The sequence below is a fragment of the Micromonospora sp. NBRC 107095 genome (assembly GCF_030269705.1).
GTDB lineage: Bacteria > Actinomycetota > Actinomycetes > Mycobacteriales > Micromonosporaceae > Micromonospora > Micromonospora parva.
In genome coordinates, this window is the sequence record NZ_BSTU01000001.1 from 2,150,471 (window position 1) to 2,173,123 (window position 22,653).

The window sequence follows — 22,653 nt, forward strand, 5'->3', positions numbered from 1 at the left end:
TCCTGGCGGTGTTGGACACTGCTGGGCATGGGTCACGTGTCGGTGGACCAGCAGCGGCTGGGGCGGGTCGTCCAGGAGTTCGGCGCGCGGTGGACGAGAGACGCCGCCGACATCGGGACCTACCTGGCGGCGCAGGTCGCGGACGTCAGTCACCGGGAGGTCGTCGGCCCGCTGCTCGCCGCCAGTGGGGCCAGCGGTGTGGTCCTGGTCGGCGGCCGCGAGGTCGCTGCCTGGGGCGACCCGGACGTCCCGGAGATGGCTTTCAGCGTCACCAAATCCGTCGTGTCGGTGGTGGCCGGGTTGGCCTTCGACGACGGGCTGTTGGTGCCGGACCAACCGGTGCACGAGGTCGTCGACGTTCCTGAGTTCCACGGGCCGCACAACGAGCAGATCACCTGGCGTCATCTGCTGCAGCAGTCGAGCCAGTGGGAGGGCGAGCTGTGGGGCAAGCCGACCAGCGTCGACGCGCAGAGCTTCCGCGAGCGGACGGAGGTGCACGGTACGCCCCCGGGGCAGGGGTGGGCGTACAACGACGTGCGGATGAACCTGCTGGCGTACGCCTTGACGCTGCGGCTCCGCCGGTCGCTGCCGGAGGTGCTGCGGCAGCGGGTCATGGACCCGCTGGGCGCCTCCGACCGGTGGTCGTGGCACGGGTACCGGACGAGCGTCGTCGACATCGACGGTCGCCCGACGGAGGTGGTCTCCGGCGGCGCGCACTGGGGCGGCGGGCTGATCATCCCCGCCCGGGACCTGGCCCTGATCGGTCAGCTCTTCCTGGACCGGGGGACCCACGGCGGGACCAGGCTGCTGAGCGCCGAGTGGGTTGACCAGTCGTGGTCTCCGTGCCCGGTGAAGCGGGAGTACGGCTATCTGTGGTGGCTCAACGACGATCAGGTGCCGTGGCCGGGGGCCCCGGCCACCGGCCGCAGCGCCCGGGGCAACGGCGGACGACACCTGCTGTGGATCGATCCGGCCCGCGAGCTGGTCCTCGTCTCCCACTGGACCGAGCAACCGCTCGAACTGATCCGCGAGGTCTCCCGCGCCGTCGGCCGGTCAGGGCCGGTTGTGGACGAACCACACGTCACCGGCCGATAGGGCGACGGCGACCTCCCACCGGCGCAGGCCGGCCAGTGAGGTGCCCGCGAACGCCGCTTCGATCCGGGCGAGGTCGTCTCGCCCGTCGACGGGTCTCCCGCTCAGGCGAAGCGGTCGGCCAGCTTCGTCAGCTTGCTGACGTACGCCGGCCAGTCGTAGTCGTCGGGGAGGATGCTGCTGTCCCGCCGAAGGCCGATCGCCGCGTCGTGCTGTTCGCGGATGATGTCGGCGTGCCCGGCGTGACGGGCGAGATCGCAGGTCACGTGGATGATGATCCGGTGCAGCGTCACGTCCTGCGAACCGGGCCGCCACCACGACACGTGCCCCGGCGCGTCGAGCGGTAGCTGGTCGATCGTCTGGTCGGCGAACGCGCCGACCCGGCGATACAGGGCGATCAGCCCGTCCTTCGTCTCGTCCTCCCGGGCGTACCAGTCGGCCTGCGGGTCCTCGTCGAACGCCGCCATCGGGACCAACTCGTCGGGGGTCGGGAACTCGCGGCCGAAGGTGGGCCCGAAGTAGCCGGCTTCGACATTGAGGCAATGCTTGAGAATGCCCAGCAGGTTGTTTCCGGTCGCCGTGCGGGGCAGCCTGGCCTCGCGTTCGCTGAGCCCGTCGAGCTTCCAGATGAGGTCTTCGCGGGTCCCTCGAAGGTAGAGGTGCAGCGCAGCCTTCATGTCGCTCGAATCAGCCATGCCGGCCAGTCTTCCCTATCCGGCTGGCCCTCGCGCACCCTCGGTGGGCCGGTGCCCCCGGCACCGGCCCGCCGAGCGACGTGGTCAGCTTCCGGTGCAACTCGCTGTGGCTCCGCTGCCGGTGCCGGTGCCCTGGAATCCGAAACTGGTGGCCTGTCCTGCGGCCAGTCGCCCGTTGTAACTCTGGTTCGTGACGGTGATGATCCCGCTGGTGCCGCTGCTGACCCCGTTCCACAGCGAGCTGACCGACGCGCCGCTGGGCAGGGTGAGGGTGACCCGCCAGCCGGTCAGCGCGGTGGTTCCCGCGGTGACGCTGACGTTGGCGACGAATCCGCCGTTCCACTGGTCCTGCACGGAGTAGACAGCGGTGCAGCCGGGGGTGCCGGTGGGCGGCGGCGTGGTGGGCGGTGGGGTGGTGGGCGGCGGCGTGGTGGGCGGTGTTCCGTCGTCGAGCGTCAGGTTCTTCTGCTGGACGCTCCACTGACTGCGGCACAGACCGCAGTCGGCGCCGACGAAGTTGCGACCGGCGGTGGTGTCACCCTTCAGCCGCCACTTGAAGTAGAGGGTCGCGACCCGGCCGAACTCGCCGCCGTTGGTCTGGTCGTAGGTGCCGCCGTGCCCGACGTTCAGGTTGCCCATGAAGGCGGGCAGGCCGGCGGGAAGTTTGCCCCAGTCATCCATGGCGTTCGGGTAGGCGATGTCGCTGGGCCCGCCGACGAAGTAGGCGATCGGCTTGGTCAGCCCCCGGAGCTGGTAGTCGTCGGCGTCGTTCAGCAGTCCACTGCTGAAGATGCCGGTCGTGGTGACGCGCGGGTCGCTCGAGACGGCGTACGCCTCCAAGCCTCCGCAGGAGAAGCCGGCGACGGCGACCTTGCTCGTGTCGATCCTGTTGTAGTACTTGCTGCCCTGCCGGGAGTTCTCCGCGACGGCCCAGTCGATGGACTGGGTGAGCATCTGGGAGGTGGTGGAGCCGGATCCGTTCGGGGCGCCGTTGGCGATGGCGAGGAAGCCGTGGGAGGCGATCTCGCGGAGGAAGTTGCCCTGGGAGAGGCCGTTGGCCGAGCAGCCGCCGTTGCCCCACACGACGATGGGCAGGCGCTCGGACGGGAGTGTCTGGGGTCGGAAGATGGTGTGATTGGCAAGGGTGGTCGAGGTTTCGTAGTCGGCCGGGTAGGGGCCGGAGCCGCCGACTGCGGCGGACGCCGGCGTCCCGCTCAGAGCCATGATCACGGAGGTGACCGGGACGATGGCGGCCGCCAGGCCCGCGTAGATCTTCGATCGCCTTCTCATTGAACCCTCCAGGAACAGTCACGGTGGCGCTCCCTGGGGTGGTGGTGTCATCCGTACCCCGACGAAGGTGGTCGGCGCTGGCCACGGGTCTGGTCGACAGGGGCGCGTCGCGGCCTGGGCGGTGGCCGTGCCCTCGGCCACCACTGCCCGCTCGTCCAGCGCCGGCGACCGCCCGGCCGCGGTCCCCACAGGCGATCCGATGGGAGCTGTGTGCAGTTACTATCACGCTCGTAACGAAAAGTGTCAATGTCTGGGCTATTCTGACCGGCCGCTACCGGTCAGCCGACACGTGGTCTGCCGCCGATCGGCTCCGGGCGCGAGGGGTTCCTCGACGCCCGGAAATGGGTGATCCACGACGAGGCCTCCGGCCAGTGCGGCGTCATCACCTCGACCAGACGCGCCTGGGCGAGCGAGCCGAGCATGGTGTGGATGTCCAGGAAGGTCTCCCGGGCCTCGGAACGGGGCCAGGGCTGCGGTAGCAGATGCGCGGGCAGGTCCGGGTCGACGTCGGCGAACTTCCGCCAGGAGTCCATGGCCGAGGTGCGCGCCACCAGCGCCCGGGCCCCGTCCACCTCCCCGTTGCGCGCGGCCTCCCGCAGCCGCGCGTACTGCGCAACGAAGCTCGCGTACGCCGAGGCGAGAGCGGTCAGGTCGTACGCGGCGGCCGGACCGTGTGGCCCGGTCTCCTCGTCGAACCGGGCGTGCAGGACCGACCAGCGGGCGCCCTCCACGTGCTGCAGCAACGCACGCAGCGCCTCCCGTACCGGCGCGGCGTCGGAACCCGGTCGGATCCACACGCTGTCGTACAGGCCCACGAAACCCAGTGCGCTCAACGACCTGCGCAGCGCGTGACGGGACGCCTGGCCGGAACTCGGGAGGGAAAAGGACGCCAGCAGCCACTCGCCGGTCCAGGACGCCGGATGGGAACCGAAGTTCAGGAAGTGTTGCATCCGGGAGCGGTGCTTGGCGATCGCCTGCGGCGTGAGGTGGTAGACCGGCGGCCGGCGCTTCCCCCGCATGGCGATGAGACCACGCTTGACCAGCCGGGACAGCGCGGCACGGGCACTGGATTCGGTGACCCCGAACTCGCCCAGCATCGCGATGACCGCCGTCGACGGCAGGTCGGCCTCCGCGGAGTCGAGGTACTCGCCGAGCAGGGTCGTCAGCAGGTGTTGCGGGCTGGACCCGGCCTGGGCCCGGGGGGTTCGGACGTCGTCGGCGGGCTCGTGGAGGTTCACCTCACCAGATTGCCGCACCAGGACGCGCACGGGCCTCGTCACGAGCAGGGCGGGGTAAGGCGCTACCCGGGGCGGACGAGGGCACTATCGTTCTGGCGTGCACATCCGCTTCGACGTCCCCGCCGATCCTGCCTACCCCGGCCGGGTGGCCGCCGCGCTCGGCGCCGTCCGGTTACGCAGATTCGGCTATATCGGAGCGGTCCTGACGGCGGTCGGGGTCATCGGCCTCGTCGTGTCGCGCGGGTTCGGGTGGGGTGAGCGGAGCGCACCGCTGTGGACCGCGCTGGTCGTCGCCGGCGTGCTGTCGATGCTGTACCGGCCGTGGGTGCTGGCACGCGCCCGACGTCGCTCCGGCCGCTACGCCGTCGCGGGCGCCTACGACATCACCGATGACAACATCATGATGCGCAGCGGCTCCGAGTCCGGTGGCATCGCCTGGGACGGGGTCGACCAGGTGCGCGACGTCGGAGATTTCTGGGTCGTGTACGTCGGCCGGATGCCGGCGACCGTGATCCCGCGCTGGCTGATGTCCGCCGAGGACGCCGAGACGTTGCGCGCCCACCTGACCGAACGAGGGCTGCTGCCCCGTCGCTGAACCAGGCTGCCCAGGCCGCCGGGGGACCGGACTGCCGCGTGCCAGCCGGTCACGAGAGGGCGCCGAGGATCACCTCGTACTGGTAGAGATCATCGTTGGTGCCGGTGTGCCGGAAGCCTGCACGTTCGAGGGTCCGCCGGGAGGCGACGTTGTCGCCGGTGGTCTCGGCGACGACGCGGGACAGTCCGTGTGCGGTCGCGAGGTCGAGCAGGGCGGCGAGTGCCTCCGTCGCGTAGCCGTTTCCCCGGGCTGACGGGGCGAGGCCGTAACCGACCTCGATGCGTCCGTTCTCCGACCGACCCTTGAAACCGATTCCTCCGATGGCCTTTCCGTCGGCGGTGCGGGTGATCCGGTAGTGCCCGAACGGACGTCGGTCGCCGTAGGCGGCGGTGGCGGCGAGAAAGCCCCGCACGCCGAGGACGTCGCCGTCGAAAGGGAAGTCCTCGGCCCAGTCATCCCCGGCCCCGGCGCGTCGCTCGACGATGCGTTCACCCTCTGCGGTGTCGACGGGGTGCAGGCACAGTCGCGGCGTATGAAGGTCGGTCACGGGCAACAGCGAAGCAGCCCTCAGGAAACAGCACAAGCCGATTTACGAGCCCGGCACAGGACGGCTCCACAGAATCGAACCTCCGTGTCGGCGTCCCCGCACCTAATCGTTCGCGGCTACCTATTCTCGACGGGGGATGCACTGATCCGAGTAATGGCCGTCGGCCCGACGGCTTACAGGAGGCCGTCATGAGCACCAAGGATCGACCTGCGGGGATCAGCCCCACTGCGGTGGAGTCAGCGCCGGGGCTGTGGCGGATCGACCTGCAACGGCACGACCTCAGCATTCCCGGGCGGGAGGTCATTCAGACCCGGGTGGAGTTCACGCCGGATTCGCCACCGTTCAAGCACTTCCACCCCGGCGAGGAAATCATCTGCGTTCTGCAGGGAACGCTCGAATATCGGCTGGAGGGGCAGCCACCCGTGGTGTGCAATCCCGGCGACGCGCTCACCGTCCCCTACGGTGTGCACCACCAGGCCCGCAATGTCGGCGACGGTGTCGCTGTCGAACTGGCCACGTACGTCGTCGAAAAGGGGAAACCACTCCTCACCAAGGTGGAGTGAGGGACGGCCGAGCCTGGTGGGGGGCCGGGCGCGTGCCTGGCCCCCACGTTCGGGCTCGGTCAGCCCAGGTACTTCTCCCACGGACCGGTGATGGCCAGGGTGAGGCCCGGGTCCTGCATGTTGACGAAGAGCACCTTGCCGTCGGCGCTGAAGGTCGGCCCGCAGAACTCCGAGTCGTTGAGCTGGTTGCGGGCGATCGGGTACGTCGGGCCGCCCGGGATGGTGCTGAGCACGTGCGAGGCACCGGAGCCGTCCTCGGCGAGCACGAGGCTGCCCCACGGGGTGACCGTCACGTTGTCCGGGCCGTCGAAGGTGAGGTCGGTGTACTTGACCGCCGTGCCCTCCTCGGACTGGGTCTGGTGCGGGAAGTACGTCACCAGTTGGATGGTCTGGTCCTTGAAGTTGTAGAACCACACCATGCCGTCGTGCGGCGCCGCGTCCGCCGGCAGGTCACCCTCGTCCCAGGCGTACGAGTTGACCACGTACACGCCCTCGTCGGTGGCCCACACGCCCTCGAACTTGCGTCCGCGGGTGACCTGGCCGTCGGCGAACTGCTCGCGTACCGACGTGGTGCGCGCGTCGCGGTCCGGCACCTCGATCCAGCGGACCGGGAAGGGGCGGCCCAACTGGGCGGAGGTCAGGTACGCGACGTCCGGCAGCACCGAACCGTCGTCCATGATGATCTGCATGGCGGCGAGGACACCGGCGTTCGGTGCGAGGCGGGTGAGCACACCCGGGCCCAGCTTGACGCCGTGCGGCGCCGTCCACCGGTAGAAGAGGCCGTTGGGCCCGTCGGCGTCCTCGGAGAGGTAGATCCGGGTGCGGTCCTTGTCGATGGCCAGAGCCTCGTGAGAGTAGCGGCCCAGGCACTTGATCGGCTTCGGGTCGGCGCTGCCGTCGGCCCACACCTCGAAGACGTAGCCGTGGTCCTTCTGGTAGACGCCGGAGCGGCTGCCCTCTTCCCACTTGTCGCCGGCCCGGTCCTCGGTCTCCTCGCAGGTGAGCCAGGTGCCCCAGGGGGTCGGCCCGCCGGCGCAGTTGGAGATGGTGCCGGAGAGCGCCACGAACTCACCCAGGTTGCGGCCCGCGAGGTCGGTCTTGATCACGGTGCAACCGCCGGCGTCGACGGCGCCCGCGTCGTAGACGGTCCCCTTGACGTGCGGCACACCGAACTCGGCGCCCGGGTCGATCTCGTGGTTCTGGATCAGGGTGTACCGGCCGCGGCCGGCGTCGTAGACGGCCATACCGTCGTGGTCCGACGGGGTCACGCCCTGGCCGCGGTCGAGCCGGGTGACGCCGGTTCGGGTGATCACCGTGTAGCTGAAGCCCTTGGGCAGGGCCAGGACTCCCTTGGGGTCGTCCACCAGCGGCGGGAAGGGCACGTTGCCGGGCTTCACCGGCGGGTGCGGCCGGGCCGGGCTGGCCTGGGCCAGGGACGGCAGGCCGCCTGCGACGGCAAGGCCGACGCCGGCGGCGGCACCGCTGGCGAGGAAGGTACGACGAGAGGAAGGCACGCGGATCAGCTCCTGGTCAAGGCAAGTGCGACGGCTCGCAGCCAACTCCTGCGGGCGGACGGCGACACGTCACCGATGGGAGCGGGCGGTGACATCGAAGTGAAGAGTCAGGGTCGCGACGGCGTGCGGTCCGTGGTGTCGGCGGCCTGCGGGCTTGACCTTGACGCTGCGTCAACCCTCCATGCTGACGCCATGAGCATCCCGCCACCACCAGCGCAGGCCGAGCAACCAGCGATTCACGTGCACGGCCTGGAGAAGTCGTTCAAGCAGCTGAGGGTGCTGCGCGGCGTCGACATCGACGTGGCGCGCGGCAGCATCTTCGCCCTGCTCGGCTCGAACGGGGCCGGCAAGACCACCGTGGTGCGAATCCTGGCCACGCTCCTGAAGGCCGACGGGGGGACCGCCCGGGTTGCCGGCTTCGACGTGGCGACCCAGGCCGCCGACGTACGGCAGGCGATCAGCCTCACCGGGCAGTTCGCGGCTGTCGACGAGATCCTCACCGGCCGGGAGAACCTGGTCCTGGTCGCCCGGCTGCGGCACCTCAAAGAGCCCGGCGTGATCGCGGACGACCTGCTGCGGCGCTTCTCACTGACCGAGGCGGGCAGCCGCAGGGTGCGGACCTACTCCGGCGGCATGCGTCGTCGTCTGGACATCGCGATGAGCCTGATCGGGAACCCGCCGGTGATCTTCCTCGACGAGCCGACGACCGGGCTTGACCCGGAGGCGCGTATCGAGGTGTGGCAGGCGGTCAGGGAACTCGCCAGTGGCGGCACGACAGTGCTGCTCACGACCCAGTATCTCGACGAGGCGGAGCAACTCGCCGACCGGATCGCGATCCTGCACGAGGGCCGGATCGTCGTGAACGGCACCCTCGACGAACTCAAGCAGCTCCTGCCGCCCGCCGAGATCGAGTACGTGGAAAAACAGCCGACCCTCGAGGACGTCTTCCTCACCCTCGTCGGCACGAAGACGGAGAAGGAACAACGATGAACAAGCACTTCCTCGGCGACACGACGGTCCTGCTGGGACGCTCACTGCGCCACATCGCCCGTAGCCCGGACACCATCATCACGACGGCTGTCATGCCGATCGCCTTCCTGCTGCTGTTCGTCTACGTCTTCGGCGGCGCGATCGAGACCGGCTCCGACTCGTACGTGAACTATCTGCTCCCCGGCATCCTGCTCATCACCATCGCATCGGGCATCTCGTACACCGCCTTCCGGCTGTTCCTGGACATGCAGGGCGGCATCTTCGAACGGTTCCAGTCCATGCCGATCGCCCGATCCTCGGTGCTGTGGGCGCACGTGCTGACCTCGCTGGTGGCCAACCTGATCTCGCTCGCCGTGATCGTCCTGGTGGCCCTGGTGATGGGCTTCCGCACCGGCGCCGGGGTGCTGGGTTGGCTCGCCGTCGCCGGCATCCTGCTGCTGTTCACCCTGGCGTTGACCTGGATCGCCGTGATCCCCGGACTCACCGCGAAGTCGGTGGACGGCGCGAGCGCGTTCTCGTACCCGCTGATCTTCCTGCCGTTCGTCAGCTCGGCCTTCGTGCCCACCGCGTCGATGCCCGGCCCGGTGCGCGCTTTCGCCGAGCATCAGCCGGTGACCGCCATCGTCAACGCGATCCGGGACCTCTTCGCGCAGAAGCCGGTCGGTGCGGGCATCTGGACCGCCCTGGCCTGGTGCGTCGGCATCCTCGTGGTCGCGTACGTGTTCGCCAACCTGACCTACCGCCGCAGGATCTCCTGATTCGGATTCGGGTGGGGCCGGACGACCCGGAAGGCAGGATCAGGGCATGCTCACGATCAGCCAACTGGCGGCGTACGCCGGCGTCACGGTGCGGGCGGTGCGCCACTACCACCAGATCGGGCTGCTGCCGGAACCCGAGCGGGACGCCTCGGGCTACCGGCGGTACGGCGCCACGGCGGCGGTGTCTCTCATCCGGATTCGTATCCTCGCCAACGCCGGGGTGCCGCTGTCCCAGATCGGTCAGATGCTGGAGGCCGACACGCCGACCTTCGCCGCCGCGGTCGCTGACATCGACAGGCAGTTGGGCGAGGAGATCGCCCGACTGGAGGCCAGCCGTCAGCAGATCGCGCAACTCGCCGCCGGGGACCGGCTGGCACTCCCGCCGCAGGTGATCGCCTATCTCGACCGGCTCCGGGAGATCGGGGCCTCGGAGCGGGTGGTGGCGGGCGAGCGGGACGGCTGGATCCTGATGGCGGCTCGTTGGCCCGACCGCGTCGGCGACTGGATGCCCGGCAAGATCGCGCAGCTGGACGACCCGCAGGTCGTGCGGCTGTACCAGATCCTGTCCGGGATCTTCGACAGCGACGCGGGCGACGACGCGCGCCTGGAGGAAGCCGCCGACCTCATCGCCGGACTGGCCGAGCAGGCGTACGCCTCCGGCCAGATCGACCTCGGTGAGGTGGCACAGGACGATCTGCCGTTCGACCTGCTGGACGCGCTCGCCGTCGAGGCCGACCCGCGGTTGCGGCGACTGCTGGATCTCGTCCGGGAGCGGGGCTGGGCTGGGCTGGCCAGGTTGGAGCGGCTACCGACGCCACCCGACTGACCGTCGCCAGCGCTCAGCGTCCGGCTGCCGGGGCCGGTTGAGGTCGGCGATCCGTTGACGCATCGGGGGTGGGCCGCCACCATCGGCGGGACGCCAACGCCGCCAGTCCGGCGCCAGCGGCGTTGAGCAGGACGTCGTCCACCGACGACACCCGGTCGAGTCGGAGGACGTACTGGGCGGTCTCGACCAGGATCGAGGCGCCGGCCGCGAGGGCCAGGATTCGCGGCACCGACGCCAGCGCCCGGAACCGCAGCGGGGCGAAGAACCCCAGTGAAGCGAAGACCAGCAGATTGCCGACGATCTGGACCGTCGCCGTCAGCGGGCCTCCGTCGGAAAAGATCGTGAGCAGGTCGCGCAGCGGCACCAGCGCCAGCCGGCCGGGCACCACACCGGCCTGGTCGCCCGGCAGCATGATCATCCAGACCCACGGCACCGTGCCGTAGACGATGCCGACGTCGGCCAGCGACGTCCGCCACGCCGAGGTGGTGCCGGCGGCGCGTCGGCGGCGCGCCACTGCGCAGACCGTCAGCGCGGCCAACGGCAGGAGGAGCACCGTGATGAGGACGACGCCGTTGATCGTGCCGAGCCAACCGTGCCAACCCGTGACCACGCGACCCCCCCCCGCCTCTCGCCCGGCCCCGAAACCTACCGGGCCGGGCGGCGGGCGTTCGCCCGTTTGTGACACCCGCGCGCCGGGCACACACCAGCGTGACGATGGGACGGGTCGGGCAGATCCTGGTGATTCAGGGAGCCGGTGCCGGCGTGCACGACGAGTGGGACAACCGGCTGGTGGACAGCTTGCGCCGTGAGCTCGGGGACGGGTATGAGGTCCGCTACCCGCGGATGCCCGCGGAGGACGACCCGAGCTACGCCACCTGGAGCGCGGCCATCCGGCGGGAGCTCGGGGCGCTGGCCGACGGGGCGGTCGTGGTGGGCCACTCGGTGGGCGGGACGATCCTCGTCCAGACGCTCGCCGAACAGCCACCGCAGCGGGTGCTCGGCGCGATCGTGCTGATCGCCGCCCCGTTCGTCGGCACCGGGGGCTGGGCCGGCGACGAGTTCGAGTTGCCACCCGACCTCGGCGCGAGGCTGCCGCGTGGGGTGCCGGTGCACGTGTTCCACGGTCTCCGGGACGACACGGTGCCGCCGTCGCACGCCGATCGGTACGCGGCGGTCATCCCCCAGGCGCGTCTGCACCGGCTGCCGGGGCGCGATCACCAGCTGAACGATGACCTGCGCGAGGTGGCTGCGGTGATCCGGCGCGGTCCAGCGACCGCGGCGGACCGTGTTCCGCCGCGGTCGCCGCTCGTCTGACCCAGAAGCTGGTGCTCAGCGCAGCACGGGTTCATCGGGGTCGCAACCGCGCCTCGGGCTGGTGCTGGCGGGCGAGGTGGTTGATGCCGGTAACGGTGGCGGCGATCACCGTGATGAGGATTGCCAGTGCTAGCGGCTGACCATCGAAGTGCCGCATCGCCGTGTTGACGAGAAGCGGGTCGGGGATGAGCCATCCGGCCAGGAAGCCGGTGAGTCCGACGCCGACGATGACGGCGGGCCGATGGCGGCGGACCGCGAAGGCGGCGACGACAGCGGCGGCAGCGGCGGCGAGGATCCCCAGGACCGTCGGCACGGCGTCGAGAACGTGGACGCCGTGGCGTCCCCATGCTCCGGTGCCTTTCCAGGCGAGGATCCCGAGCGGGACGAGGGCCCACCAGAACAGGCGTGGCCGGGGCGCGGTCCACCGCTCGCGGGCGGCGATCACGAGCAGGACGAGGATCGAGACCGGTACGGCGGTGGTGAAGAGCTGTTGGCCGAGGTTGGTGCCCAGGCCGCCGTTGCGGGCATCGACGACGAACCAACCGACGGTGGCCGTCAGGAATATCGCCTGCACGGTGAGGGCGGTCCGGGCCGCGCCGCACAGCCAGGCGATCAGCGGTGCGAGGGGCAGCAGGCCGAGACCGACTATCTGCGGCCAGCTGGCGATGATGGCCGGCATGTCGGTGGGGAGGACGGCGCCGGTGAACAGGTCCAGGGTCTGACCGGCGGGCTGGGTGCCGGCGGCGACGAGCAGGGCACTGAGGGCAGTGGTGAGGGCTGTGGTGGTGACGGGCGTGGTGAGTCTCAGTCGGATCGCCAGGGCGATGATGTGCAGTGTCTCGTGCCGGCTCGGGTGCCGGCGGCCGTGGTCGAGGTCCAGCAGCAGTCCGAGCAGTTCTTCGCCGCGGGCGGTGCGGTGCGCGGCTGGCAGCAGCCGCAGCAGCCGTCGATAGCGTCGCTCCAGACTGCTCATGCCCGGGTTCATCCGGTGGTCCCGAGGCGCGGAGCGTTGCGGGCGGCACGCTTGCTGAGGCGCTCCTCGGCGAGTCGGACCGCCCCGGCCATCCGCTGGCTCTCGGCACGGATGGCGTCGGCCCCCGCGTCGGTCAGTTTGTAGAAACGGCGCAGCCGACCCTTCTCCACCTCGTCGCGGTCGGGGGCGATGAGCCCTTGGGCGACGAGGCGGTCAAGGGCTCCGTAGAGGGTGCCGGCGCGTAACCGGATCCTGCCGTCGGTCATCTGGTCGACCTCCGTCACCACCGCGTAGCCGTGCCGGGGTTGGTCGGCGAGGGCGGAGAGGATCAGGAACGTCTGCTCACTGAGGTCCATGCGCGATATATATCGCACCGCGATATATAAAGCAACGATATCGGTGTAAGGACCTCGCCGGTCGTGCCGCCCCCCGGTCGGGTTGCGGGGGGCGGCACGACCGATCAGTGGGTGGGTGGGTCAGCTGCGGGTGGACCACTGCTGGTTGCTGCCACCGTTGCAGGCCCAGAGGATGAGTTTGGTGCCGTTGGCGGTGGCGGCGCCGTTGGCGTCGAGGCAGAGCCCGGACTGCACGCCGGTGACGGTGCCGTTGGCGTTGAGGTTCCACTGCTGGTTGGTGCCACCGTGGCAGTCCCAGATGATGGCCTGGGTGCCGTTGGTGGTGCCCTGGCCGTTGGCGTCGAGGCACTTGTTGCCGTACACCTGGAGTTGTTTCGCGGCGGTGTAGGTCCAGCGCTGCGCGGTGCTGTTGCTGATGCAGTCCCAGAGCTGGACCTGGGTGCCGTTGGTGGTGGTGCCGTTCGGTACGTCGATGCAGCGCCCGGACTGGCCGCCCACGACCTGGGCGTTCTGTTGCGGGTTGCCGCCTCCGGCCGGCGCGTAGCCGGCGGCGTTGATGTTGGCCTGGACGGCGTTCTCGGTGGCCGCCGTCGGGTAGCCGGAGGTCAGTACGCCCTCGAAGAAGGTGCCCCGGCCGGTGATGCTGTTGTCACCGCCGATGCCGAGCAGGATGGCCCCTTCCTTCTTCATCGGGTGGTACCCGTTGGGGCGTGGCCCGTCGAAGTAGGTCGTCAGGCTGCCCGACTGCGCGTTTCCGCCCCGGATCGCCCAGTGGTTCGGCTCGCCCTTGACCATGGCCGTGACGAAGCGGTGGTTGATGGACGCGATGTTGTTGTAGCCCGCGTTCACCCCGGAGAACAGCCCCCACTCCAGGTCGGCCATGATCCAGGGTCCGGCGCCCGCGCCGTAGCCCCACTGCTTGTTGGCGCCGAAGTAGACGGTCTCCATGATGGCGCGTTCGTCGGCCAGGTTGTTGGTCTGGGCGTTGCCGTAGTCGAAGCAGCACCACTGGTTGTAGTGCGTGCCGTCGACGACCGCGTAGATGCCCTCGGGCTGGTCGCCGGTGGCGACGCCGTTGGTGTTGTTGTTGCGGTAGCCGGTGCCGGGGGCGATGTAGACGCCGTACGCCTTCTGGCCGCCGACGGTGACCGGGGCCGCCTTCGCGTCGGCGAGGTTGTCCCACCCGCCGGGCGCGGGGCCGACGAAGTAGCCGGGCGGTGCCTGGGTGAGCCGGTTGTTGCGGCCGGACTGGTCGTAGATGATCGTGATGACGCAGCTGGTGTTGGCGCAGAACGAGTCCTGGGTGGCGGCGTTGGCGTAGCCCCCCTCGCTGAGTACGCCGACGTCGCGGGTGGTGTTGTCCGACGAGCGTCGGACCTGGTAGAGCGGGCCGTTGTAGGCGCCGTACAGCGCGCGGGTGGTGCTGTGCGCGGCCACGCAGGGTGTGCCACCGGAGGCGTAGATGTCACACGGGCCGGTGCCGGCGGCACGGGCGACGCCCGGGGTGTCCGAGACCACGTAGACGCCGGCGCTGACGACCACTGCCAGCAGGGTCCCGGCGGCGGCCATCAGGCGACCCAGTTTTCTCTTCACATTCATCGGATCCTTTCCGGTGCGGGACGGGGTGCGGTGCGGAGATTGACGTCACACGTCATACCTGTGACATTAATAGTCGTCCATCTATGAGCGCTAGTTGGCACGCGTTGGCAGTCGATCGATGAGCCTGAGGACGGATATGCTGGTCGGCGGTGCAAGGTGCGTCCCCGTGTCGGGGCAAGAATCGATTCGAGGGCGATTGATGAACATCGGGGAGATCGCTCGTCGGGCGGGGGTGTCCCGCAGCACCGTCTCCTACGTGCTGAGCGGGAAACGCAGCGTCTCGGAGGGGACCCGGCAACGCATCCAGTCGGTCATCGACGAGTTGAACTACCGGCCGAACGCCAGCGCCCGCGCGCTGAAGGAGGGGCGTACCCGCACCCTCGGGCTGGTCATCCCGCCGGCCAGCCAACGATTGACAGACATGCAGCTGGGCTTCGTCGCCAGCGTCGTCGAGGCGGCCGCCCGCCATGACCTCGACGTGCTGCTGTCGCCCTCCGGTGGCGACCACGACCGGTCCTTCGAACGGATCGTCACCGGGCGTCGGGTGGACGGCGTGATCCTGATGGAGATCCGGTTGGCCGACGACCGGGTGACCCGGTTGACCACGGCCGGGCTGCCGTTCGTCACGATCGGCCGGACCGCCGAGCCGCACGGGATGAGCTGGATCGACATCGACTACGCCGGCCTGATCGCCCGGTGCGTGCAGCACCTGGCCGATCTGGGTCACCGGCAGGTGGCCCTCGTCAACCGGTCGGCGGAGTTGGTGGCCGCCGGATACGGCCCCAGTCATCGCGCGCTGGCCGGCTTTCGGGCGGCGGCGCTGGAGCGGGGGCTGACCGGCGTGGAGGTCTGCAGCGGCGACGACACGGCCTCCGGCGAGGCGTGCATGGAGCAGCTGCTCGCCACGCACCCGGAGGTCACCGCGGTGGCCACCATCAACGAGGCCGCACTGCCGGGGATGCAGCGCGCGCTGACCGGTGCCGGGCTGTCCGTGCCCCGCGACTTCTCCGTCACCGGCGTCGCCGCACAGCACTGGGCGGAGGATTTCCGCCCGCCGCTGACCGCCGCCGACGTGCCGATGGTCGAGATGGGTGCCGAGGCGGTGGCGCTCCTGCTGGAGATCATCGCGGCTCCCGGCGCCGTGCCACGACACCGCCTCTACAGCCCGCCCATCTCGTTGCGTTCCAGCACCGGGCCGGTCCGGGCCCGCTGATCCGAACCGGCTACCCACCCCTGACCCGACGCTGCTCCGCGGCGGCGGCGAGGATGAGATAGCTGCTCGCGGTCCAGGTGTACGCCCGGTCCCGCAGGCCGGTGCCGGTCTCGGCGTCGAAGTTCTCCGCGAAGCCGGACTTCTCACACAGGGCGAGGAATCGTCGGCTGATGTCGTCGGCGATCCTGGTCTGCCCGGCCCGGCGCAGGCCGTCCTCGACCAGCACCGTGGACGGTGCCCAGATCGGGCCACGCCAGTAGCCGTCGGCCACGTAGTGGGCTGAGTCCGTCGGCTCGGTGGCCAGTCCGTGCGTGGTCAGGTGCGTTTCGACGCCTCGCGCCAACGCGGCGGCGACCGGGGCCGGCAGGTCGGCCCCCAGCGCGACGGGCATCAGGTCGAGCAGGCTGCGGCTGGATCGCCGGTGCCCGGTACGGGGGTCACGGGCGCGGAAACGTTCCCCGTCCCACAGCTCGCGCAGCATGGCAGCGTGGATCCGGTCGGCCTCCCGGGACCAGCGGGTGGCGGGCTCACCCAGCTCGGTGGCGAGGTCGGCGAGGCAGCGCAGCTGCGACACCAGGAACGCCGCGAGGTCGGCCGTCTCGAGGACCCGGTTGTCGTCGAAGGTGGTGGCGTTGTCCCAACCGCTGTCGTTGCCGTGGTGGTAGTGCGGCAGGTCGTGGCCGGGGGCCCGCCGCGCGTCGAGCCAGAACCCGGTCCAGCGCGCCAGCCGGTCGTAGGTTTGCGCCAGCGCCGCCCGGTCCGGCGGCACGGGAAGGCGTCGGCGCAGGTGACGCAGGGCCCAGCCGTGGATGGGGGGCTTGACGTAGTTGTGCAGGACCTCGGAGTGGGTGACCGAGTCGGGCAGGGCGCCGGTCTCGTCCTGGTGGTCGAAGGGCAGCTGGAACTGGTGCCAGGCCAGCTCCGGCTCGCCGGCCGCCAGGGCTATCGCGTTGAAGCAGTGGTCCCAGCTCCACACCTTGTCCATCCAGTGCTTGGACATCAGCACGGCCGGTCGGGTGACGAAACCCGCCGGAGCGACGGTGGCCGACCACAGGACGTACGCGGCCAGCTCGGCGGCCGGGGTCTCCGCACCCCGCCAGGGCGCGATGGCGTCGACGAACGCGGTGAACTCCGCCATCCGGTCACGGCACAACCGCTCGAAGGCGACGGATCCGGCGTACGGGCGGCGTGCCGTGGCGTACTCCTCGATCGCGATCTCCCAGGGCTGGTCGCCTGGCAGGTCCACGGACCGGTCGGCGGTGCCGAGCGCCTGCGCGCCGTCGGTCCGCGACAGAGCGCCGGAGAGCACGGTGACCCGGTAGCGGCGACCGGTCTCGTACGAGGTGAACACGTGTGACCCGTCGACCGGGTCGGCGTACAGGTAGGTGCCGCTGAACGGGGTGAGGGTGTGCGCGGCAGCGGCCACCCGCAGGCCGAGCCGGTGGCCCCGGATCCGCAGGGTGTCCGGCCCGTCGTAGACGGCCTCGATCCGGCCGGTGCCGTGGTGCCAGGTCAGCACCGTGGGTGTGGCGACGACGGTGGTGCCGGCGACGGTGGGGGTGAGCCGCAGGACGGGGTGCAGCCCGGTCTGGTGCGAGACCAGGTGCAGATCGTCGGCGTACGTCTTCTCGGCTACCACCGGGGAGATGTTGAACCAGGATCCTCGGTAGCTGAAGGGGATGTCCTGGATTCCGAACTCCGGACCGGACGGGGCGACGGTCATGGGTGGCGGGTGCCTTTCTGTGGTGCGGGTGGTCGGTCCTCGACCGCCGCGGATGGTCAGTCCTTGACGGCGCCGGCGGTCACGCCCATCGAGACGTAGCGCTGGGCCAGGATCAGCAGGACGGCGGCGGGAACCGAGGCGACGACGGCGGTGGCCATGATGGCGTTCCACTGCTGGTTGTTGTTGCCGATGTAGTGGTAGATGCCGAGGGTGATCGGCTGGTGGTCGCCGCCTCCGGCCAGGGTCGAGGCGAAGATGAAGTCCGACCAGGACCACAGGAACGCGAACAGCGACACCGTGACGATCGAGTTGCGGCTGACCGGCAGCACCACCGACCAGAAGGTCCGCAGTCGACCGGCGCCGTCGACCACGGCGGCCTGGAGCAACTCGTCGGGGATGCCGGACATGAAGGCCGTGAAGATCAGGACGCCGAACGGCACCGCGAGCGTGGTGTCGGCCAGGATCAGGCCGGGCAGCGTGTTCAGGACGCCGAGGGTGAGGAAGATGGCGTAGAAGCCCATCGCCATGATGATTCCCGGGATCATCTGCGCGATCAGCAGCACGAAGCTCAGCGCCGGCCCCCCGGGCGGCCGCAGCTTCGCCAGGGCGTAGCCGGCGGGGGCGGCCAGTGCCACTGTCAGCGCCACAGTGCCGAGGCCGACCAGGAAGCTGGTGCCGAGGTACGGCAGTTGCTGGTCGAGCACCGCCCGGTAGCCGTCCAGGGTGCCGTTGGTGGGGAACAGGTGCGGGGGACTGGCCCGCATGTCCTGGTCCCGGGTGAAGGACACGTTGATCATCCAGTAGACGGGGAAGAGCATCAGCCCGGTCAGCACCAGGCCGACGCCGGTCTTCCACCAGGCCCGGGGCGTCGAGGTGGTCATCGCAGCTGCTGCCTCCGCTCGATCCGGATGTAGACGAGGCCGGCGATCAGCGCCAGCACGATGAGCAGGTTCCCGATGGCCGCGCCCGGACCGAACTCGGGCAGCAGGTTGCCGAAGCCGAGCCGGTACGACCAGGTGGCGAGCGTGGCGGAGGAGCCGGTCGGGCCACCCCTGGTCATGATCCAGATGATGTCGAAGACCTTCAGCGTGTAGATCAACCCGAGCAGCAGCGTGATCGCGGAGACGGGACGCAGCAGCGGGAAGGTGATCCCCCAGAACCGTTGCCACCCGGTCGCGCCGTCGAGCGCGGAGGCCTCGTACATCTCCGCCGGGATCGCCTGCAGGCCGCTGTAGAGCACCACCAGGTTGAACGGGATGCCGATCCAGACGTTCGCGATGATCACCGAGGTGAGCGACCAGCCCGGTGAGGTGAGCCAGTTGACCGGACCGATCCCGACGACGCCGAGCGCCGCGTTGACCAGCCCCGAGTCGCTGTTGAGCAGCCACGACCAGGTCGACGCCGAGACGATCAGCGGCAACAGCCACGGTACGAGGATCAGCGCGCGCAGCGTGCGTGACAGCGGGAAGTGCTGGTGGAAGAAGAGGGCCAGGGCCATCCCGATGGTGAACTGGAAGGCGAGCGAGGCCGCGGTGAAGACCACCGTGTGCGTGAGCGTGGGCCAGAACGCCGGGTCGGTCAGGACCGTCCGATAGTTGTCGAGGCCGGCGAACGGCGCCCCGCCCTGCACGAACGAGCGGACGGTGTACTCCCGCAGGCTCAACTCGACGTTGCGATAGAGCGGGTAGGCGTAGAAGGCCGCCAGGTAGATGGTCACCGGTGCCAGGAAGCCCCAGGCCAACCATCTGTGGGGCCGGCGGGCCCGGGACGGGGGAGGCCCGGGTGGGGCGGTGCTCGCCGCCCCACCCTGGTCCCGTACGGCAGTGGAGGTCTCTGTCGTGGCGCGCATGGTGTCGGTTCGGATCGCTTACCTGGTCGAGGCGGCGGTCTGCGCGGCGGTCAGCGCCTCCTGCGGCGACTTCCCGCCGCTGAGGGCCGCCTGGACCGCCGTCCACAGGGATTCGGAGATCTTCGGGTACTTCGTGCCGAGGTTGTCGCCGGTGCGGCCCTTGGCTGCCCGGACCGCCTCCACCCAGACCTTGAGCTTCGGGTCCGCGGTCGCCTGTCGCTCCTGCACGGCGGCGACAGGTGCGACGTAGGAGAGCGTGGTGTCCGTGGTGAGGAGGTTGTCGGCGTTGGTCAGGCAGGTGACGAGCTTCTGCGACGTCTCGTACCGGCTGGTCTTCTTCTGCACCGGGATGGAGACGAACTCACCACCGGTGGGCGCCGGGGCCGGGCCGCCCGCGCTGGCCGGGACCGGGATGGTGCCGTACGCGAAGGGAAGCTTCTCCGCGTTCGCCAACTGCCAGGTGCCGTTCTCGGCGAACGCGTAGTCGCCGGTGGCGAACTCCTGCCAGCTCGTGGTCTGGGTGTTGTTGATGACGGAGTTGGGGGCGTGGCCCTGCTTGAGCCAGTCGGTCCAGAGCGTCAGCGCGGACACCGCCTGCGGCGAGTCCAGACTGGTCAGTTGGGCCCCCGAGCCCCAGAACCAGGGCAGGAACTGGAAGCTGCCCTCCTCGGTGCCGATCGCGGAGAAGGTGATGCCCTTCTTCCCCTTGGCCTTGACCTTGGTCAGTGCCGCGGTCAGCGACGTCCAGTCCGTGACGGTGGCGGGATCGACGCCGGCGGCGGTGAGCAGGTCCTTGTTGTAGTAGAGGGCGAGGGTGTTGGCCCCGATCGGCACCCCGTAGGTCTTGCCGTCGCTCTGGCCGGCACCGAGCAGGTTCTTCTCCATGGCCGAGACGTCCAGCTTGTTGTCGTCGGTGGTGGTGAGCGCACCGGCCTCGGCCAGCGTCGAGATGACCGGGTTGTCGACGATCAGCACGTCCGGTGAGTTTCCCTGCTGGGCGGCGAGCAGTGCCTTGTTGGTCAGGTCGGTGGTGTCGTAGCCGGTTCGCTCGACGGTCACTCCGGCGGAGGTGCCGCACTTCTTGAGCAGCGCGACCCACTCGGAGTCGTCGGCGAACTGCGGATACGGGTCCCAGACGAGGTAGGCACCCTCGTCGGCGGGGCCGTCGGTGGACGACGAGCAGGCACTGCCCGTCACTGCGGCGAGAGCTATCACGGCGACGGCGGCCAGGCGCCGCCGACGACTGAGTCCGGTCATCTGGTGCCTCACTTCAAATCGATCGTCAGGTGGGGTGGGTGGGTTGATCGCCTCATGGTTGGACCAGTCCAACCATGAGGCGAATCGATTCGACGAATCGGTTCGCCCGAAGATAGGTCTGGCCGTGCCCGGGGGTCAAGAGCCAGTCGCTCGCTCAGGGAGGATCGCTGGGCAACGTGGACGTCACCGCACCGTCATCTCATTGACATGGTTCAGTTCGTGGTCCTACGATCCGTGCGAATCGATTCGCAAGCGCTGCCCTCCGGAGAGCGTCCCCCGCGCCCCACCAAGGAGCCGCCCGTGAAAACCCCGTCCCGCAGCAGGTCAGGACGAGCCCGCGTGTCCGCGGCCCGACTCGTCGTCGGCCTGCTCGCCGCCGCAGCCGCCGTCACCGTCGTCGCGTCCCCCGCCCAGGCCGCCGACGAGTCGATCAGTGTCAACTTCTCCACCACCAGCGGTGCACCGACCTACCGCGCGTCCGGCTGGATCTACGGCATGACCGAGAACGCCAGCGGCCCCGCCGACCACTTCTACCGGGACGTCAAGTTCCAGTACATGCGCGCCGGTGGTGCGCAGCTTCCGGGGAGTGGCTGGGTCGGCGGCACCTACGACCGTCGCTGGAACTCCACCCTCGCCCAGGCGCGCCGGACCACGTCCCTCGGCGGGAAGTTCATCATCCTGCCGCACGACCTGTGGGGCGCCGACGGTGCCGGAATCTCGCGCTTCCCCGGTGACAACGGCAACTGGACCGACTACGACAACTTCCTGACCCGCCTGATCAGCGACGTACGGGCGTCCGGCCTGTCGGTGCAGTGGGACATCTGGAACGAACCCAACATCACCATCTTCTGGAACCGGCCGATCTCCCAGTACCTCGAACTCTGGCGTCGGACCTACCAGCGCATCCGGGCGGAGTTCCCCAGCCAGCTCATCGTCGGGCCGAGCTGCGCCTGCGTGCCGTCGACCACGCACGCCTTCTGGAACCAGTACCTGGACTTCGTCCGCTCGACCAACACGGTGCCGGACATCATCAGCTGGCACTCGCTTCCCGGTGACCCGGTCGCCAACGTCGCCGCCGCCAACGCCACCCTCGACCCGCGTGGCATCGCCCACCCGCGTCCGTACCAGATCAACGAGTACGGCGCGCCCGACGAGCAGAACCCGGCCGACGGCGCCTGGTACATCGCGCGTCTGGAGCGGGCCCGGGCCGACGGCCTGCGGGCGAACTGGGCCAGCGGCGGCAGTCTGCACAACGACCTCGGCAACCTGTTGATCCGCAACTCGGCCGGCCAGCACCAGCCCAAGGGGGAGTGGTGGAACTACCGCTACTACGCCTCCCAGGTCGGGGAGAACGCGGCGGTGACCCCCAGCCAGTCGTACGACGCGTACGCCACGAAGACGGCCGGGTCGGCGAAGGTGCTCATCGGCGGTGGTCGTACCACCGGGAACCTGACCGTCAACCTGCAACGCCTGGACACCACCAGCGGCATCGTGCAGAACAACCAGGTCCGGGTCGTCACCCAACGCATCCCGCACAACGGCGGTGGCGCCGTGCCGGGGCCGGTCACGGTCTCGAACAGCGTGGTCACGGTCTCCAACAACAACGCGACGGTGACAGTGCCGTACACCAACCAGACCGACACCTACACCGTCACGCTGCTGCCTCCCTCGGACGGTGGCTTCCAGTCGGTGGCGGTGGCCCAACACTCCCAGCAGTGTCTGAACAACGCCGGGCTGAGCACCGCCGACGGCAACGTCCAGCAGCAGAACTACTGCGACGGCGGTGACCAGCAGCTCTGGAACTTCCGGCCGGTGGCCGGCGTGGCCAACACCTACACGGTGGTCAACCAGCAGAGCGGCAAGTGTCTCGACGTCAGCGGCGTGTCCACCGCCGACGGCGCGGCCGTGCACCAGTGGACCTGTCTGAACAGCACCAACCAGCAGTTCACGCTGCGCAAGGTGACCTACTCCGGCAACGACTCGCACGACTACCAACTCATCGCCCGGCACAGTGGCAAGTGCGTCGATGTCAACGCGGTCTCCACGGCGGCCGGCGCGCAGGTGCACCAGTGGACCTGCCGGGCGGCCAGCCAGGGCAGCCCGTTGAACCAGACGTGGCGGCTTCTGGGGCGGTAGGCGTCCCGGGAAAGGGTGACGCGCTGGCCGTCGGTCCAACGGCCAGCGCGTCACGCCACATTGCATTCATTGACATAAATTCTTCAAAGGTCATACGATTCGCTGCGAATCGATTCGCCGCCACC

22 protein-coding genes are annotated in these 22,653 nt (G+C 69.6%); 9 read left to right on the forward strand and 13 right to left on the reverse strand.

What is annotated here, in order from left to right; translation table 11 throughout:
* Positions 1–27 precede the first annotated feature (27 nt).
* Positions 28–1,095 carry a serine hydrolase domain-containing protein gene (locus QSK15_RS10080; RefSeq protein WP_285793897.1) on the forward strand — a complete coding sequence of 356 codons (1,068 nt, stop codon included), beginning with the start codon at positions 28–30 and terminating at the stop codon, positions 1,093–1,095.
* A 101-nt stretch (positions 1,096–1,196) separates the two neighbouring features.
* Here the strand turns inward: QSK15_RS10080 and QSK15_RS10085 are convergent, their stop codons facing one another.
* The 3 genes from QSK15_RS10085 to QSK15_RS10095 all read right to left on the reverse strand — a co-directional run bounded on the left by QSK15_RS10085 (position 1,197) and on the right by QSK15_RS10095 (position 4,315).
* On the reverse strand, positions 1,197–1,787 hold the full coding sequence (locus QSK15_RS10085; RefSeq protein ID WP_285793898.1) for a DinB family protein: 591 nt from the start codon (positions 1,785–1,787) through the stop codon (positions 1,197–1,199).
* A gap of 84 nt (positions 1,788–1,871) precedes the next feature.
* On the reverse strand, positions 1,872–3,077 hold the full coding sequence (locus QSK15_RS10090) for a cellulose binding domain-containing protein (RefSeq protein WP_285793899.1): 1,206 nt from the start codon (positions 3,075–3,077) through the stop codon (positions 1,872–1,874).
* Between the two features lie 278 nt (positions 3,078–3,355).
* On the reverse strand, positions 3,356–4,315 hold the full coding sequence (locus QSK15_RS10095) for a PaaX family transcriptional regulator (protein WP_285793900.1): 960 nt from the start codon (positions 4,313–4,315) through the stop codon (positions 3,356–3,358).
* A gap of 97 nt (positions 4,316–4,412) precedes the next feature.
* On the opposite strand from QSK15_RS10095, the gene QSK15_RS10100 reads away from it, so the two are divergent.
* Positions 4,413–4,910 carry a YcxB family protein gene (locus QSK15_RS10100; RefSeq protein ID WP_285793901.1) on the forward strand — a complete coding sequence of 166 codons (498 nt, stop codon included), beginning with the start codon at positions 4,413–4,415 and terminating at the stop codon, positions 4,908–4,910.
* Positions 4,911–4,959: 49 nt separating this feature from the next.
* On the opposite strand, the gene QSK15_RS10105 is transcribed toward QSK15_RS10100, so the two are convergent.
* Positions 4,960–5,457 (reverse strand): GNAT family N-acetyltransferase, encoded by a 498-nt coding sequence (locus tag QSK15_RS10105; protein ID WP_285793902.1) that lies wholly within the window; start codon positions 5,455–5,457, stop codon positions 4,960–4,962.
* Between the two features lie 188 nt (positions 5,458–5,645).
* Here QSK15_RS10105 and QSK15_RS10110 point away from each other — a divergent pair, with 188 nt between their 5' ends.
* A complete protein-coding gene (locus tag QSK15_RS10110; protein WP_285793903.1) occupies positions 5,646–6,020 on the forward strand; it encodes a cupin domain-containing protein in 375 nt (124 codons plus the stop codon).
* Between the two features lie 59 nt (positions 6,021–6,079).
* Here the strand turns inward: QSK15_RS10110 and QSK15_RS10115 are convergent, their stop codons facing one another.
* Complete coding sequence (locus QSK15_RS10115; protein WP_285793904.1) at positions 6,080–7,534, reverse strand: alkaline phosphatase PhoX; 1,455 nt, start codon at positions 7,532–7,534, stop codon at positions 6,080–6,082.
* Positions 7,535–7,726: 192 nt separating this feature from the next.
* On the opposite strand from QSK15_RS10115, the gene QSK15_RS10120 reads away from it, so the two are divergent.
* The 3 genes from QSK15_RS10120 to QSK15_RS10130 are packed head-to-tail and all read left to right on the forward strand — an operon-like array spanning position 7,727 to position 10,108.
* Positions 7,727–8,524, forward strand: a complete 798-nt coding sequence (locus tag QSK15_RS10120) for an ABC transporter ATP-binding protein (RefSeq protein ID WP_285793905.1) — start codon at positions 7,727–7,729, stop codon at positions 8,522–8,524.
* Positions 8,521–9,282: an ABC transporter permease gene (locus QSK15_RS10125; RefSeq protein ID WP_285793906.1), complete on the forward strand. Its 762-nt coding sequence runs from the start codon at positions 8,521–8,523 to the stop codon at positions 9,280–9,282. The genes QSK15_RS10120 and QSK15_RS10125 overlap by 4 nt, the downstream gene beginning before the upstream one ends.
* 46 nt (positions 9,283–9,328) lie before the next feature.
* Positions 9,329–10,108, forward strand: coding sequence for a MerR family transcriptional regulator (locus QSK15_RS10130; protein ID WP_285793907.1), 780 nt, complete (start codon positions 9,329–9,331; stop codon positions 10,106–10,108).
* 13 nt (positions 10,109–10,121) lie between these two features.
* Here QSK15_RS10130 and QSK15_RS10135 read toward each other — a convergent pair whose 3' ends face one another.
* Complete coding sequence (locus tag QSK15_RS10135) at positions 10,122–10,718, reverse strand: VanZ family protein (protein ID WP_285793908.1); 597 nt, start codon at positions 10,716–10,718, stop codon at positions 10,122–10,124.
* Between the two features lie 104 nt (positions 10,719–10,822).
* On the opposite strand from QSK15_RS10135, the gene QSK15_RS10140 reads away from it, so the two are divergent.
* The gene (locus tag QSK15_RS10140; RefSeq protein WP_285794377.1) at positions 10,823–11,422 is read left to right on the forward strand and encodes an alpha/beta fold hydrolase; all 600 of its coding nucleotides are present in this window, start codon (positions 10,823–10,825) and stop codon (positions 11,420–11,422) included.
* A 31-nt stretch (positions 11,423–11,453) separates the two neighbouring features.
* On the opposite strand, the gene QSK15_RS10145 is transcribed toward QSK15_RS10140, so the two are convergent.
* The 3 genes from QSK15_RS10145 to QSK15_RS10155 all read right to left on the reverse strand — a co-directional run bounded on the left by QSK15_RS10145 (position 11,454) and on the right by QSK15_RS10155 (position 14,350).
* Positions 11,454–12,395 (reverse strand): hypothetical protein, encoded by a 942-nt coding sequence (locus QSK15_RS10145; RefSeq protein WP_285793909.1) that lies wholly within the window; start codon positions 12,393–12,395, stop codon positions 11,454–11,456.
* A gap of 8 nt (positions 12,396–12,403) precedes the next feature.
* A complete protein-coding gene (locus tag QSK15_RS10150) occupies positions 12,404–12,751 on the reverse strand; it encodes a PadR family transcriptional regulator (RefSeq protein ID WP_285793910.1) in 348 nt (115 codons plus the stop codon).
* A 120-nt stretch (positions 12,752–12,871) separates the two neighbouring features.
* On the reverse strand, positions 12,872–14,350 hold the full coding sequence (locus QSK15_RS10155) for an arabinofuranosidase catalytic domain-containing protein (RefSeq protein ID WP_285793911.1): 1,479 nt from the start codon (positions 14,348–14,350) through the stop codon (positions 12,872–12,874).
* Between the two features lie 199 nt (positions 14,351–14,549).
* Between QSK15_RS10155 and QSK15_RS10160 the strand changes: the two genes are divergently transcribed.
* Positions 14,550–15,563, forward strand: coding sequence for a LacI family DNA-binding transcriptional regulator (locus QSK15_RS10160; RefSeq protein ID WP_210857605.1), 1,014 nt, complete (start codon positions 14,550–14,552; stop codon positions 15,561–15,563).
* A gap of 10 nt (positions 15,564–15,573) precedes the next feature.
* Here the strand turns inward: QSK15_RS10160 and QSK15_RS10165 are convergent, their stop codons facing one another.
* Genes QSK15_RS10165 through QSK15_RS10180 form a run of 4 tightly spaced genes read right to left on the reverse strand, consistent with a single transcriptional unit; the run spans position 15,574 to position 20,392 of the window.
* Positions 15,574–17,286 (reverse strand): amylo-alpha-1,6-glucosidase, encoded by a 1,713-nt coding sequence (locus tag QSK15_RS10165; RefSeq protein WP_285793912.1) that lies wholly within the window; start codon positions 17,284–17,286, stop codon positions 15,574–15,576.
* Between the two features lie 56 nt (positions 17,287–17,342).
* Positions 17,343–18,167 (reverse strand): carbohydrate ABC transporter permease, encoded by an 825-nt coding sequence (locus QSK15_RS10170; protein WP_285793913.1) that lies wholly within the window; start codon positions 18,165–18,167, stop codon positions 17,343–17,345.
* A complete protein-coding gene (locus QSK15_RS10175; protein ID WP_285793914.1) occupies positions 18,164–19,135 on the reverse strand; it encodes a carbohydrate ABC transporter permease in 972 nt (323 codons plus the stop codon). Before QSK15_RS10175 ends, QSK15_RS10170 begins: the two co-directional genes overlap by 4 nt.
* An 18-nt stretch (positions 19,136–19,153) precedes the next feature.
* A complete protein-coding gene (locus QSK15_RS10180; protein ID WP_285793915.1) occupies positions 19,154–20,392 on the reverse strand; it encodes a sugar ABC transporter substrate-binding protein in 1,239 nt (412 codons plus the stop codon).
* Positions 20,393–20,731: 339 nt separating this feature from the next.
* On the opposite strand from QSK15_RS10180, the gene QSK15_RS10185 reads away from it, so the two are divergent.
* Complete coding sequence (locus QSK15_RS10185; protein WP_285793916.1) at positions 20,732–22,528, forward strand: RICIN domain-containing protein; 1,797 nt, start codon at positions 20,732–20,734, stop codon at positions 22,526–22,528.
* Positions 22,529–22,653: the final 125 nt, after the last annotated feature.